We start from the raw sequence: 13,784 nt of genomic DNA, 5'->3' as shown, positions 1-13,784 counted from the left end.
TCACGCGGCGCGCAGGGCCTTCGGAGGCGTTCGTCCCACATCCGCGAGCAACGCTTCGTCGCGCGCGATCACGTCGGGCAAGTGCGCGCGCAGAAACTCGACCCACGTGCGCGTCTTCGCATCGACGAACTTGCGCGACGCATAAAGCGCATAGAGATTCGTGCGCTGTAACGTGTGCTCCGGCAGCACGCGCACGAGCGAGCCGTTGCGCAGGCCTTCGATAGCCGCATAGAGCGGCAACACGCCGATGCCCATGCCTTCGCGAATCGCGACGGCGAGCGATTCCGCGATATTCACCTGCACCGTTGAGCTGATCTGCAAAGTCTCGCGGCCGACGGGCCCTTCGAGCGTCCATTCGCGCGCGGGAAACGCGGGCGTCTGCAAGGTGAGGCAATCGTGCTGCGCGAGATCGGCGGGCAAGTCGGGCGCGCCGCGCGAGCGTATGTATTCCGGCGATGCGCACAGAATGCTGAAGGTCTCGCCCAGCTTGTGCGAGATCACTTCCGAATCCGACAAGGCGCTCGCCGAAACCACGGCCACGTCGCTGCTGCCTTCGAAGAGATCGGGCATGCGCTGCGATAGCGTGAGTTCGACTTTCACATCGGGATAAAGCGCGCGATATCGGGCGATGGCCGGCAGGATGTAGTGCTGCCCGACGCTCGCGAAGCTGAACATGCGCAACGTGCCCGTGGGATGTTCATGCGCGCAGCTCGCTTCTTCTTCGGCGCCGTCGATGTCGGCGAGAATCTGCCGCACGCGCTTGAGGTAGCGCTCGCCCGCCGACGTGAGCGCGAGACGCCGCGTCGAGCGGTTCATCAGGCGCGTGCGCAAATGAGCTTCGAGTTCGGAGACGGCGCGCGACATCGCGCCGGTGGTCGAGTTCATCGACTGTGCGGCAGCCGTGAAGCTGCCGGCTTCGATCACGCGGGTGAAGACCCGCATGTTCTGTAGGGTATCCATCAAACCATCACAATCACTTCGGAAGCGGTATTGTCCGCCTTCGCGCGCGATCGATTGTTGTTGAATCAGGAAAGAATGTTCCCTGATTTGCACATTAATCCGGAAAGTCCGCTTGCCTACAATCGGCGCCTTCATGACGAGAGGGCTATCGGTTCACAGCATGTCGTTCCTGGAAGCACGCTTGTCGATGCGCGACTGGCTCGCCACCGATGGCCACGTCTGGATGCATCTCGCGAAGACATTGCTTGCGGCGTTCATTGCGATGAGTATCGCGATGCGCCTGGAGTTGCCACAGCCGCGCGTCGCGATGACGACCACGTTCGTATTGATGCAGCCCTTCTGCGGCATGGTGCTCGCGAAGAGCGTGTATCGATTCGCGGGCACCGTGCTCGGCATGATGGCCGCGCTCGTGCTCGGCGCCGTGTTCGTGCAGCAAACCGAACTCTACGCACTCGCGCTCACGACATGGGTCGCGGCCTGCACCGCGCTCGCGGTGCGTTACCGGCAGTTCCGCTGGTACGGCTTCGTGCTTGCGGGCTATACGGCTGCGCTGATCGGCATTCCGGCCGTTACCGACCCGAACAGCCTGCTGATCGCGACGCTCACGCGCGGCGCGGAAGTGATGCTCGGCATCGTGTGTTCGAGCGTCGTGAGCGCGCTCGTGTTTCCGCGCCATTTCAGCGCGACGCTCGCGCAGTCGCTCGATGCGCGCCGCATGCGCTTCAACGCATTCGCCGCCGACGTCTTGCGCGGCCGTCTCTCGCGCATCGCGCGCGAACGACGTTTCGCCGATTTCGTCGATGAGATCGTCGGCTTCGAAGCGACCCGCGGTTTCGCCATGTACGAGTCGTCCGCGCTGCGTCAGCACAATGGCAAACTCGCGCGGCTGAACAGCGCGTTCATGGACGCATGCGCGCGCCTGCATGCGCTCGATCAGTCGATGAAGCGCCTGCGCGCGAACGACAACACGCGCTACGCACACGACGCGCTCATGCCCTTCTTCGAAGCGCTCGCGCATATCTTCGAACGCGAATCGCCGATGCCGCATCTGGAGCGCTACAAGGCGACGCTGCCCAAGCGCTTGCGCGATGCGCAACGCGGCCTCGCCCGTGCCGATCACGCGACGCAACTCGATTTCACGACATCGGCGGAACTGTTATATCGCTTCATCGCCGATACGATTCGCTATGCATCGATCCCGGATGGCGCGTCATCGGGCAATCGCGCGTCCTCGCGATACGAAGCGAGAACACACCGCTTCGTCGTCGTCGCGACCTTCATGCGCACGGGCATCGTGATCGCGGCGACGGCATGGTTCTGGATCGCGACCGCGTGGCCGAGCGGCGGCTATGCCGTGATCGGCGCGACGCTCGCGTGCGCGTTGTCGTGCGCATCGGCGCGGCCGTCGAAGTTCATCGCGCAGATGGCCGCCGGCGCGGCGCTCGCGATCGTCATGGGATACGTGTACGTGTGTCACGTGTATCCGGCTATCGACGGCATCGTGCTCTTGTGCGCGATGCTCGCGCCACCGCTCGCAGCGGGCGCGTTTCTCGCGATGCGTCCGTCGAGCGCGGGATACGGCATCGGCTTTTGCGTGTTCTTCTGCCTGCTCGCCGCGCCCGACAACCGGATCGTCTACGATCCGGGCCTGCTGTTGAACAATGGCTTAGCCGTGCTCGTCGCGATGCTCGGCGCGGCCATCGCCTGCGCGGTCGTCGTGCCGCCGCGCACCCCGTGGCTCGTCCGCAAGACACTCGAACAATTGCGCGCCCAGGCCGCGCTCGCGTGCGAAGGCAAACTCGCGGGACTCGGCGAGCGCTTTCACTCGGGCACGCACGACCTGATGTCGCAATTGCGCGCCTTGCTCACGCGACGCTCGCGTGAACATCGACATGCGCTCTCGTGGATGCTCGTCACGCTCGAAGTCGGACAGGCGATGATCGACCTGCGGCACGATTCGCGCGCGCTGCATACGCAGTGCTTTCCCGATGCCTTGCGCATTGCATGGAGCACGTCGCTTGCGCGCGTGTTGCGCGACATCGCCGTGCTGTTTCGCGCGCCGCACAGCGAGACGCTGCGTCGCGCGATAGGTTCGGTCGTCGCGTCGATCGTGATCGCGCAAAGCATGCTCGAACTCGCGCGGCACGAGCGCGGCACGCGGCACGAGATGCAACGCGTGCTCGCGTGCCTGCACTTCGTGCGCACCGCGCTCGTCGATCCCGATGCGCCGTTCGATGCGCATCGCTAACGGCATTCTTCCGCCGCGTGGAAGGATGCCTTCCCGGTCAGGCGATTAATTCACGGCGACGCGCGTCTTATAGTGGAATCGATTCATCGCGAGCGCGCGCGCATTTGTCGCATCTTCATGGCGGGTGCCAACGTTCCTGCGTGCGTCGAACTGGACAATGCGCAATGTCGCACGGCATTGAAACAATCTCTTTCAACGCTGCGATTTCGACAGCAGGCCGCGCTACCTATAATCGCCTTCAATTAAACGAAGCCCTTGAAGATAGACGTCGATGTACGAAGATCGTATTCGCTGTGCCGCCTTGCGCGGAAAAATCACCTCGGCCGCCGAAGCGGCCCAACTCGTCCGCGACGGCATGATCGTAGGCACCAGCGGCTTTACGCGCGCCGGTGACGCGAAAGCCGTGCCGCTCGAAATCGCGCGCCGCGCCCGGGAGGAAAAAGAGCCATTGCGCATCACGCTCATGACGGGCGCATCGCTCGGCCATGACACCGACCGCATCCTGACCGAAGCCGGCGTGATCGCGCGACGTCTGCCGTTTCAGGTCGACACGACCTTGCGCCGCGCGATCAATCGTGGCGACGTGATGTTCGTCGACCAGCACTTGTCGGAAACGGTCGAACTGCTGCGCGCGAATCGCCTCGGCAAACTCGATCTCGCGATCATCGAAGCGGCCGCGATCACCGAAACGGGCGGCATCGTGCCAACCACATCGGTCGGCAATTCCGCGAGCTTCGCGATACTTGCAGAACGCGTGATCGTCGAAATCAATCTGGCGCAGCCGCTCGCGCTCGAACTGCTGCACGACATCTGGATTCCAGAACGCCGGCCCGCGCGCGAGCCGCTTCCGATCGTGCGCCCGCATGACCGGATCGGCGTCGCCGCCATCGAGATTCCGCTCGAAAAAATCGCCGCGATCGTCATCACCAATACGCCGGACAGCGCGTCCACCGTGTTGCCCGCGGACGAGGACACGGCCTTGATCGCCGGTCATCTGATCGAGTTCTTTCAGCACGAAGTCTCGCGCGGGCGTTTGCCGAAACAGTTGCCGCCGTTGCAGGCGGGCATCGGCACGATCGCGAACGCGGTGCTGTCGGGATTCGCCGCGTCGCCGTTCGAAGCGCTGACCATCTATTCCGAAGTGCTGCAGGACTCGACCTTCGATCTGCTCGACGCCGGCCGCGCGACGTTCGCATCGGGCGCGTCGATCACGCTGTCGGCCGAGCGGCACGCGAAAGTGTTCGCCGATATCGAACGCTATCGCGACCGGCTCGTATTGCGGCCGCAGGAAGTGAGCAATCATCCCGAGGTCATTCGCCGGCTCGGTCTCATCGCGATCAACACGGCGCTCGAAGCCGATATCTACGGCAACGTGAATTCGACGCACGTGGGCGGCACGCACATGATGAACGGCATCGGCGGTTCGGGCGATTTCGCGCGCAACGCGGCCTATGCGGTGTTCGCGACGAAATCGATCGCAAAGGACGGCCGCATTTCGAGCATCGTGCCGATGGTGCCCCACTGCGATCACAACGAACACGATGTCGATATCGTCGTGACGGAACGCGGGCTCGCAAATCTCACCGGCCTCGCGCCACGCGAACGCGCGATGAGCGTGATCCAGCACTGCGCGCATCCGCTTTATCGCGATCTTTTACGCGACTATTACCGCGATGCAGCAGCGCTTGGCGGCCATACACCGCATCGTCTCGATCAGGCGTTTTCGTTCCACACGCGCTTTGCGGCGAACGGTTCGATGCTGCCCTGATGCACATTCGCGCGCGCGATGCTGCGCCGCGAAAACGAATGCCGGGCGAGAACGAAGCCGTTACATGAAGATTAGGCGCACAATGGCGGCAGCCTGCTTGGGCTGGCGAACAGGAGGAGAACATGACCGCCATCACCTGGGTTCTCGCCGCCGATGGCAGCCGCGCCCGGATCTTCGAAACCCAAGGATTGAAGCTGGATTTGCGGCAGGTCGAGGACCTCAGGAATCCGGCACCGCGCGCGACTGAAACGGCGGAGAAGGATCGTGAGAAGTTCGCGCTGACCGTCGCCGACTATCTCGAACAAAGCCGCTTGCATCAACGATTCGACCGCCTGCGTCTCGCGGTCGAGCCCAAATTTCTGGGCCTCTTGCGTGACCATCTGAGCGGCGAAACACTCAAACTCGTCTACGAGGAAACCGACAGCGACGTGTCGAATCTGGGCACGCGCGATATCGGCCGTCATCTGGACCGGCCTTGAAGAGTACATGCAGTGCGTCGTGTTTCATCGCGAGACACGACGCACCGCGTATCACGCCGCGGGCGTGATGTTCTGATTGCTGCGGAACAGGTTATCCGGATCGTAGCGCCGCTTCGCTTCGGCGAGGCGCTCGTAATTCGGGCCATACGCCGCCCTCACGCGATCGCCTTCTTCTCCCGTCATGAAGTTCACGTAGACGCTGCCGATTGCGTGCGGCGTCATCGCGGCGAACATGTCGCGTGCCCACTTCGTACACTTCTCGTCGTCCGCGGCTTCGCTCCAGCGGCCGTGAATGTTGATCGTGTAGATCGAATCGCGATTCGCGTAAGCGGTTGCATCCGCAGGCACGCGGTTCGTCTGCCCGCCCATCGCGCCGATGAAGACCTCGCATTGCGTCGATGGAAGCGACTTCACCGCATTCGTCAGGATTCCGAATGTCTCGTCATTGAGACTCGCGAAGTTGTGCGACTTCCAGTAGTTGCGCTCGCCGGGGGTGAGCAGCGGATCGAATGCTTTCTGCCACGCGGTGAACGGCATCGCGCCGAGATGCTCGCCGTAAGGCGTGCCGAAGCTGCGCACCGGCGCGAGCGCCCTTTCACCGTTCTCGACCGGCCCGACATAGCAGCTTGCCAGCACGACGACCGGTTTGCCATGCGCGTCCTCGGGCAGGAACGGCAGCGGCGGCGCAAGCCGCAGCACGGCCCACACGGTCAACTCGTCGGGAGATTGAGCGACGAACTCGCGATACTTCGGCAGCACTTCGTCCGCCTGTTCGAGCGGGAAGACGACGAGGCCGCCGTATATCTGCGGGCCGACTTCATGCAGTTGATATTCGAACAGGGTCACGACGCCGAAGTTGCCGCCGCCGCCGCGCAACGCCCAGAAAAGATCGGGCTCGCTGTCGGCGCTCACGCGGCGCCATGTGCCGTCCGCCGTGACGATCTCCGCCGCGACGAGATTGTCGACCGTCACGCCGAACTTGCGGCTGATCCAGCCGAAGCCGCCGCCGAGCGTGAGACCGGCGACGCCTGTCGTGGAGTTGATGCCGAGCGGTGTCGCGAGACCGAATGCCTGCGCTTCATGGTCGAAGTCGGAGAGCAGCGCGCCGGGCTCGACATAGGCGCGCTTCGCCTGCGGATCGATACGCACGGATTTCATCGCGGAGAGATCGATCATCAGTGCGTCGTCGCTCACTGCGCTGCCCGCGATATTGTGCGACCCGCCGCGAATCGAAACGAGCACACCATGCTCGCGCGCGAACGAGAGCGCGGCGATCACGTCGGCGGTGCCGGCACACCGCACGATGAGCGCGGGGCGCCTGTCGATGGTCGCGTTCCAGACCTTGCGTGCTTCGTCGTAGTCCGTATCCGACGGTGAGATGATCCTGCCTCTCACCGACGCCTTGAGGGTGTCGATCGCTTCGCCTGAAATGTTGCTCATTGTGAGACCTCGCTGCTATATGAAGCGCTGCGACGTTTCCGACCCTGCCAGTTGGTACGCGAGAGCGCAAGGAACCCGCCATCGGATCGTGCGCGGCATGTCGATCGGATGCACATCGGAGAGATCACGAGAACGGGAGTGAATTGCAACAAGCGGACGCTTCGGCCCGCCTGTTGATTTAATGCCGGGAATCAGGCTATGTAAAGTGCCCGACCAGAGAAATCGTGCATGTGATCTAGCATGTATCGGACAAAGTTGCCGATGCGGGGGAGGAGCGAATACAGTACTTCACGAATTTGCTGTGTATTCCTTATTTAATAATGTCTATTAATGAAACGACTCTTTAACATAAAAAAGCGCGCCGATGATTCGGCGCGCCGATACTGCTGACTCCGCTGATTCGATCAATCCGTGCCGTACTTTGGCGAACGCGGACCGTACAGCAAAGTGTTCGACCCGCCTGTTGCCAGCAGGCGCTGACTTGTCAGTCCCGCGACGGGCCAGGACTTGTCGCTTGCGACGTTAACGACGTGCTTCACGGCAGTCTCCACGAGCGCGCCGACGAGACCGAAACCGATGCTGAAGTTGTTGCCCACCTCGCTCCCGTTCGCCGTCGCCGAGCCGCTCCAAAGCGTTTCACCCGAGCGTAGATCGACGAGCTTCGCCTCCGCCGCGACCACGGTCGTACTCGCGACCACCCGGTACGACGAGCCATACGCCGTGATCTTCGTGTATAACGCGGCATCGGCGCCGAAGATCGTGCGTAGCTTCTCGGCCGAAACGCTCTGGATGTCGTTGGCCGTCGTCAGGCCGTTGTGCTTGAAGGTCTCTTCCATTTCGGCGACCGGCACGACGTAGTAACCGCCTTCCGCGAGCGGCATCGTCATCTGGGACAGCATGCCGTATGTCGCGCCGACTTCCACCGAATCATTGATTGGCGGCAGAACGAGAATCGAGCGCGGCTTGCTGTTGCGAAACGCCGTGTAGTCGGTCTGGCTCGGCGAATGCGTAGCGCACGCCGTCATCGTCAGCAGAATCGCCAGCACCGCGAGGAGTTTGCGGGAAATATTAAAGGTCATGGTCGGTGCTTACTGAAGTTTGCTCAACAGAAAATCCATATACGTGGATGACTCGGGGAAACGCTCCTTTTCCTCGGTCAGTTGTTGGCGAGCTTCGGCCCCCTTGCCGACGCTCGCGTACAACATCCCCAGATGCGCCCGAAAGCCTGGCGGCAGTGTCTTGTCGTTTGCGAAGACTTTCTCGCGCGCCGCTTCGAGCGCGGCGATCTGCTCGGACGGGCTCGTTTGCCCCTTGAAGTATTCGTAGACTTGCGGCTGATAGCCGTCCCATTGATAAAGCGTCGGGGTTTTCGTGGCGCAGCCCGTCAGCAGCGCGCACGCCACCGCGACCGGCAGTGCGAGGCCGGTCAGTTTTTGATTCTTGATAATCATGTTCGAATGGAAACGAATGGAATTACTTTGCGGCCTTTAGCGCGCCTGCGTCGACCTGTTCGGCCAGATGATTGACCGCTTCGCTGATTGCAAGATCGAGAACCTTGCCATTGAGCGTGGAGTCGTAACTCGACGTTCCGCCGAAGCCGATCACTTCCCGGCTCGACAAGCTGTATTCGCCGGCGCCCTGGCTCGTCGTCACGATCTCGGACGTGGTTATATCGACGATATTCAGGCTGACCTTCGCATAGGCCACCTGAGTCTTTCCGCGCCCGAGAATACCGAACAATTGCTGATCGCCGACGTCCTTGCGGCCGAACTCGGTCACGTCACCGGTAATGATGTAATTCGCGCCTCGGATCGACTGCGCCTTGTTCGCAAAACCCGCTTCCTGTTTCGTTTCGCCAAGGTTGTGGCGATCCAGCACGGCGAAGCGACGGCTCTGCTGCAAGGCCGTTGCGAGGATGGTCGTCGCCTGACTGCCGAGGCGATCGACGCCATCCGAGAACACGCCACGCATGTAACTCGAACGGTTGTCGAACTTGCCGATCGCGACCGGCACGGGCGTGCCGGCAAACGGCTTCTGGGAAACCGCGACAGGGGGCACCGCCACCGAGTGCGACGCTTCGGTCGCGCAACCGCTCAACAAGGCTGCAACAGACACGACCGCGATGTGTCCTTTTGTAATTTTCATGGATTGCCTCTAATACATCGGATATCGAACTCACCTGCCGACTGACAGATGCTTTCAAAAAAGCGACAATTATTTAGCAATTCAAGGTTTTAAAAAGAAGGAGGATTCCTAAAAAGTGGGCATCGACGGGAACTACTCGCTGATGCGCGCAGCACGCGTCGTGCTGCCTCGCGGACCGCGCATCGCGCCGCGCAGATCTTGCAGTTTCATCAGCCGTGCGACCGTACAGCGCGCCACCGAAATGCCCTCCCGATTCATCTGCTTCCAGACCTTCAGCACGCCATAGACCCGCATGTTGGCCCGCTAAACACGCTTGATCTCCGGTTGCAGAACTTCGTCGCGCTTTGCACGGGCGCAGCGTCTCAACGGATCCCAACGCCGTGCCGCATGGCGTTGGTAACTCGACGATGCAATCCGCAAGACCTTGCCGATCGACTCACACGAACGGGTCACGATGCTGATGGACGAAGGCCTTCGGGACTTCAGACGGCGGTCAAGCTCCGCCTTGGCAAAAAAAGCGCTCGCCAAAGTTCGGAATCTGGTTGGCGCGGCGTAATTCCTTGTTCTCACTTTCCCGCGTCTTAAGGCGTTCGCGTTCCGACGTGTTCACGCCCTCGCGCTCGCCCTCGTCGATCTGCTCACGTTTGACCCGGACCAATAGCGACTGACTCGAACAACCGATCATCGCCGCACTGGTTTCTATAGCCGCCCACAGTGACTGATGTGACCATGCTGCTCGCGCGCCAAGCGAATGGCGCACTCTCGGACCTTCGGGGAAGATTGGCTTGCCTTGTCCACGGCTCCATTTCCTTCAAGCGTTGGAGCTTCGATCAAATCCGGGGCGGCTCACCTTCTTAATACTCCGATTGCGAGGATACCGAGGCGATGGATGCCACGTTCCCTATAAAATCATAAGAACCAGTGTGCACGACATCTGGCCACGCACATCCGTACACGGTACCGCCATGCTTGCGCACTAGATTGCAGAAATAGAAGTCCTCACCGACCAATCGTCCGTCGATTACTTTCTGTATGAAAAACTCGTGAACTGGAAAATCACCTTCTTCGCCCGCCGCGGCGTAAGGAATTTCCGCGTTCACAAGCCGCTGCAAACAGGCACGCGCGATCAACATGATTCCGGTACCGATTTCACGCACAGGCATTGGCGCATCGAGGGCCGCCGCTAATGTGTCCTTCTCCTGCAGGAACGTCTGCATGCCGTGGTAGTGTCCGGCTACCAACGGTAGAAGCGTCGGGTCGATCTCCGGGTTTGCGAGCACGGCCTGCTTTATTCGGGCCCAGTCAAATTCCTTGCGCGGATACATGGCGGCCACCACGTCGTAATCGAGCCAGTCAAACATGCGCATAATATCGGCAACATTAAAGCCCATGTCGTCGTCAAGGAACAGCATGTGACTAAAATCGGTCTTATGAAGGAAGAAGCTCGAAAGAGTGTTTCTTGCCCTGTCGACCATGCTCTGATTAGGCAATGTCAATAGTTCGATGCGTGTATCGCGAGCAATGCACGATTGCTGCAATCCCCAAAGACTGCTAACGTAGGACGTTGTGAAGAGTCCTCTATGAGACGGCGTTGCGACGGCCAGCGAAAATTTTTCAGACATTAAGGATTCCTATAACTTGTTAAGAACTATAAATTATAGGACTCCGTTATGCTTGTTTGCAATAAAGTTCGCCGCCCCCCGCTGGGCCAACTTGCAGATAGGGTTCGGATAGATGCGGAGTCTCTGTATTGGATATGAAACATAAAGACTATCGCCGTCATTCGGGTCTTCGCGAACAAAGTTCGGCATGCCTGAGTACGGCGGGTTCTTAATCTCTTTGATCAACTCCCCGGTCCTTGCATCATGGAGACGGATGCTAGTGGCATTGTATGCGTAATATTTTGACCCATCTCTGGATGAAGCGATCTGGGTTGCGCCGTTGTTGGGAAGATCGGTCCGTGCGACGTTGATAACAGTGTTGGAAGCCGTGTCAACTGTAATCAAGTCAGTCAGATTGTCCGTTCGTGTGAGCGTAACCAAAAGGCGCGTGCCATCACCACTTTTGATGAGCTGTCGGGCAGACTTGTAGACGTTCTCTAGCGACAAGTCGACGACCGGTTTTGAGGTGTGCGTTGCTAAGTCGAATACGGCAATATGCACGGGAGCGATCCAATTGGCCAGTGAATAAATTGTTCCCCTTGTTCTCGGCTTGCCATAGAATTTTTGCACCATCGCTACATCACCGGCACTGAGTCGATATGGAATGTGGGAATTTATTGATATCGGATTGCAGTAGTTCATGACTGAATCAAGATCCCACGCACCGACCTTTGTATCTCCGTCGCCGCCTTGCGGATGCTGTTTGCACGAAGCAGGGGTATCGTCGCGATTCTGCTCATGTGAGAATCCTAGTGCATGACCAAACTCATGTACTGCATTGAATTTAATGCAATTCTCGCGTTGATTGATACACACAAAGTCATAGAACGTGAACTTGAGTCTCATGCCCGGCATCCATCGTGCCGTCTCTGTGCCAAGTCCTATTGTGAAAGCGCCATCGAAGGGGGCCTCCTGAAGACCGATGCGCAGTCCACCGAAAACGCGCGGGTTCGGGCCGCACTGATTCCACCCTGCGAACTCCGCTCCTGAATTCGCAACCCAAGTTTCCTCAACAGCGGAGCGCGTCCAGGCTCGCTCTTGAGTTGTGCGTGCGAATTCTTCATCGTCTAACATCCAGCAGACGGGTATCGGCATCGTGGGCCATATGTTCGTGGAGAGCGCATAGCCTTTTGCCACCGGCTCCGGAAGCGAGCCGGCGTAGGTACTCGCCGCCTGAACAGTGGAACGCACCTCCTTCGACGTGCCGCTCCCGTCACCGCAGCCAGCTACCATTAACACTGCTAAACAACATATAAAGAAGATCTTCAATTGCCGAAACACAATAATGCTCCAGTTAGTCAAGGATTTACGTTAACCCCGAAGGGCTATTGTTAAGTGTATTTATGTTTTCGTAATGAATCGTCGTGGGTCACTTTTTTTTACGATGTGAAAGCGTCTTACCGTCGTTGGCCGTCGTGGGCTATGCCGACGAGTTTGAAAAAGGCCGGACTTCGCGTGTGGTCGAAGCGTTCCGGTGTCTTTGCACGCACGTGGCGCGCGTTGTGGCCGATGACGAGGGGGAGTCGGTGGCTTGGAGGCGGAGGTTAAAAAAACGCAGAGTTGTGTGATTCCGGACTCAGTCAAAGAGAAATTCCCAGACCGCGCCCACGGTCTTAGCAGCGACTATCCCTGCTCCGACGCCAATCGCAGCGATTGCAATCACAGGAAGCTCAACCGTAATAGCAGCAGTAGCGGCGGAGGCCGCAGCGACACCTGCAACCTGCTTCAAAGTACCTTTTAGATCACCATCGTCTTTGTAGTTAACTTGCTTGAAATCCATTTCCGTAATCCTTAATAACGCCTTGTAGGTGTTCCGTAGGCCGATTGCCTTGTCTGGTCGTTCAAAGTATAAGCGGCGCATTATTGCTCGGAGCCAGCAATGTCTACTCCCACGCTCGATGCACCGAAACGACTGGGTCGCCCCATTCGCCCGCTGCGGGACAAGGGACGTTTGACATCGTGCGCGACCGCATGACCAAACGCGCGCTGCTGCAAAGCGCGCGCCTGCCGGGCTATATCCAGAAAAACGTCGTGGCCGCGTCATCAGTTCGGGGCTTTGGGGCCTGGACGAGAGCATCGACGTGATGCGCCACTTCGGCATGCTCTCCGGGCGCGAACTGCGGCCCTATGGGCTGTCCGTCGATGACGATCAGTATTACGAGGTGCAGGCCGTGGTGCTGGGCTACTGGACCCTCAAGCTGCTCATCAATCCCAATCCGGACAGCACGGCCCGTCCAATCTACGCAAGCGCCTACCAGCGCATGCCGGGAAAGTTGGCGGGCTATGGCCTCGGGCAGATCGTTCGTCCGTTTGAACGCTGCTTCATGGCGTCGCTGCGGGGCTTGCTGGAGAACGTCGGGTATTCGGATGCGCCGCTCGGCGAAGTCGATTTCAGCCGCATCCAGCGCTATATGGCGCAGGACCAGATCGGCAATGTCATGGCGGGCACGATGGTGCCGACCGATCCCGACATCACCGGAGGCGGCAGGCCCGCGCACTATTTCCATACCGGGCCGAACATCACCTCGCAGTTGACCAACCTCCTGCAATACTGGCTTGAGTTGGTGGACCGCTGGACCGGCCTGCCTGCCGCGCTTTCAGGGCAACCCATCGGCACGGGCGTGAACCGGACGTTCAGAGACATCATGGCGCTCTACGGCAACGCGCTCAAGGGTGTGCAGTCGAGCCGGACGAACCTCGACATCGATCTCTTCGAACCGCTCGGCACCGCGTACTTCAACTACAACATGCGCTTCGACCCCGACCCGACGATCAAGGGCGATGCGAAGGTCAAGGCACGCGGAACAAGTGGCTTGTTGCAGAAGGAAGTCAACAAGCAGCAGACACAGGACACCTTGGGTTTCATCGCCCAGCTCGCGCAGACGGGTCAGGTCAGCCCCCCGGCCATGCAGTGGGCCATCGATCAGGCGCTGACGGCCGCAGGTGTGCCGCTCGACCAGTTTCCGGCGCAGCAGACGCCCGCGCAGCCGCAGGCGGCGCAAGGCGGACCACCCGGCGCTTCGCCGCAGGCAGGGCCGTCCCAACCCAGTCAACCCCAACAGGAGTAGCTAGTCCGCCCTGAA

12 protein-coding genes, 1 pseudogene and 1 other annotated feature are annotated in these 13,784 nt (G+C 60.0%); of the genes and pseudogenes, 4 read left to right on the top strand and 9 right to left on the bottom strand.

Annotated features, from left to right (window positions below):
- The gene (locus AWB82_RS01265) at positions 1-960 is read right to left on the bottom strand and encodes a LysR family transcriptional regulator (protein WP_086965000.1); all 960 of its coding nucleotides are present in this window, start codon (positions 958-960) and stop codon (positions 1-3) included.
- Between the two features lie 133 nt (positions 961-1,093).
- Here AWB82_RS01265 and AWB82_RS01260 point away from each other — a divergent pair, with 133 nt between their 5' ends.
- The 3 genes from AWB82_RS01260 to AWB82_RS01250 all read left to right on the top strand — a co-directional run bounded on the left by AWB82_RS01260 (position 1,094) and on the right by AWB82_RS01250 (position 5,455).
- Positions 1,094-3,208 carry an FUSC family protein gene (locus tag AWB82_RS01260; protein WP_235023123.1) on the top strand — a complete coding sequence of 705 codons (2,115 nt, stop codon included), beginning with the start codon at positions 1,094-1,096 and terminating at the stop codon, positions 3,206-3,208.
- Between the two features lie 271 nt (positions 3,209-3,479).
- Positions 3,480-4,976 carry an acetyl-CoA hydrolase/transferase family protein gene (locus tag AWB82_RS01255; RefSeq protein ID WP_086964996.1) on the top strand — a complete coding sequence of 499 codons (1,497 nt, stop codon included), beginning with the start codon at positions 3,480-3,482 and terminating at the stop codon, positions 4,974-4,976.
- A 122-nt stretch (positions 4,977-5,098) separates the two neighbouring features.
- Positions 5,099-5,455, top strand: a complete 357-nt coding sequence (locus AWB82_RS01250; RefSeq protein WP_086964994.1) for a host attachment protein — start codon at positions 5,099-5,101, stop codon at positions 5,453-5,455.
- Between the two features lie 51 nt (positions 5,456-5,506).
- Here the strand turns inward: AWB82_RS01250 and AWB82_RS01245 are convergent, their stop codons facing one another.
- From AWB82_RS01245 to AWB82_RS01210, 8 genes and pseudogenes are all read right to left on the bottom strand, one after another.
- Positions 5,507-6,895: an FAD-binding oxidoreductase gene (locus AWB82_RS01245; protein WP_086964992.1), complete on the bottom strand. Its 1,389-nt coding sequence runs from the start codon at positions 6,893-6,895 to the stop codon at positions 5,507-5,509.
- A 404-nt stretch (positions 6,896-7,299) separates the two neighbouring features.
- Positions 7,300-7,974, bottom strand: coding sequence for a DUF799 domain-containing protein (locus AWB82_RS01240; RefSeq protein ID WP_086964990.1), 675 nt, complete (start codon positions 7,972-7,974; stop codon positions 7,300-7,302).
- A gap of 9 nt (positions 7,975-7,983) precedes the next feature.
- Complete coding sequence (locus AWB82_RS01235; RefSeq protein ID WP_086964988.1) at positions 7,984-8,346, bottom strand: DUF4810 domain-containing protein; 363 nt, start codon at positions 8,344-8,346, stop codon at positions 7,984-7,986.
- Between the two features lie 22 nt (positions 8,347-8,368).
- Positions 8,369-9,040, bottom strand: a complete 672-nt coding sequence (locus tag AWB82_RS01230) for a CsgG/HfaB family protein (protein ID WP_086964986.1) — start codon at positions 9,038-9,040, stop codon at positions 8,369-8,371.
- A 156-nt stretch (positions 9,041-9,196) separates the two neighbouring features.
- Positions 9,197-9,838 (bottom strand): annotated as a pseudogene (locus tag AWB82_RS38180) (IS3 family transposase); the annotation flags it as partial.
- Positions 9,446-9,560: a sequence feature (AL1L pseudoknot), on the bottom strand. Its footprint overlaps the pseudogene before it by 115 nt.
- Positions 9,839-9,894: 56 nt before the next feature.
- On the bottom strand, positions 9,895-10,662 hold the full coding sequence (locus tag AWB82_RS01220; protein WP_235023122.1) for a hypothetical protein: 768 nt from the start codon (positions 10,660-10,662) through the stop codon (positions 9,895-9,897).
- A 33-nt stretch (positions 10,663-10,695) separates the two neighbouring features.
- Positions 10,696-12,003, bottom strand: a complete 1,308-nt coding sequence (locus tag AWB82_RS36905; protein WP_143756667.1) for a zinc metalloprotease — start codon at positions 12,001-12,003, stop codon at positions 10,696-10,698.
- Positions 12,004-12,277: 274 nt separating this feature from the next.
- Complete coding sequence (locus AWB82_RS01210; RefSeq protein WP_143756666.1) at positions 12,278-12,481, bottom strand: hypothetical protein; 204 nt, start codon at positions 12,479-12,481, stop codon at positions 12,278-12,280.
- Between the two features lie 301 nt (positions 12,482-12,782).
- On the opposite strand from AWB82_RS01210, the gene AWB82_RS01205 reads away from it, so the two are divergent.
- Positions 12,783-13,769: a hypothetical protein gene (locus tag AWB82_RS01205; RefSeq protein WP_143756665.1), complete on the top strand. Its 987-nt coding sequence runs from the start codon at positions 12,783-12,785 to the stop codon at positions 13,767-13,769.
- Positions 13,770-13,784: the final 15 nt, after the last annotated feature.

The organism is Caballeronia glebae (assembly GCF_001545035.1).
GTDB classification, from domain to species: domain Bacteria; phylum Pseudomonadota; class Gammaproteobacteria; order Burkholderiales; family Burkholderiaceae; genus Caballeronia; species Caballeronia glebae.
The sequence above is the reverse complement of the archived record's forward strand: the minus strand, read 5'-3'. Positions and strand labels throughout refer to the sequence as shown.

Coding starts and splice junctions, on each gene's coding strand:
- AWB82_RS01265 (WP_086965000.1), bottom strand. CDS start 960: ATGGATACCCTACAGAACATGCGGGTCTTCACCCGCGTGATCGAAGCC.
- AWB82_RS01260 (WP_235023123.1), top strand. CDS start 1,094: ATGACGAGAGGGCTATCGGTTCACAGCATGTCGTTCCTGGAAGCACGC.
- AWB82_RS01255 (WP_086964996.1), top strand. CDS start 3,480: ATGTACGAAGATCGTATTCGCTGTGCCGCCTTGCGCGGAAAAATCACC.
- AWB82_RS01250 (WP_086964994.1), top strand. CDS start 5,099: ATGACCGCCATCACCTGGGTTCTCGCCGCCGATGGCAGCCGCGCCCGG.
- AWB82_RS01245 (WP_086964992.1), bottom strand. CDS start 6,895: ATGAGCAACATTTCAGGCGAAGCGATCGACACCCTCAAGGCGTCGGTG.
- AWB82_RS01240 (WP_086964990.1), bottom strand. CDS start 7,974: ATGACCTTTAATATTTCCCGCAAACTCCTCGCGGTGCTGGCGATTCTG.
- AWB82_RS01235 (WP_086964988.1), bottom strand. CDS start 8,346: ATGATTATCAAGAATCAAAAACTGACCGGCCTCGCACTGCCGGTCGCG.
- AWB82_RS01230 (WP_086964986.1), bottom strand. CDS start 9,040: ATGAAAATTACAAAAGGACACATCGCGGTCGTGTCTGTTGCAGCCTTG.
- AWB82_RS01220 (WP_235023122.1), bottom strand. CDS start 10,662: ATGTCTGAAAAATTTTCGCTGGCCGTCGCAACGCCGTCTCATAGAGGA.
- AWB82_RS01210 (WP_143756666.1), bottom strand. CDS start 12,481: ATGGATTTCAAGCAAGTTAACTACAAAGACGATGGTGATCTAAAAGGT.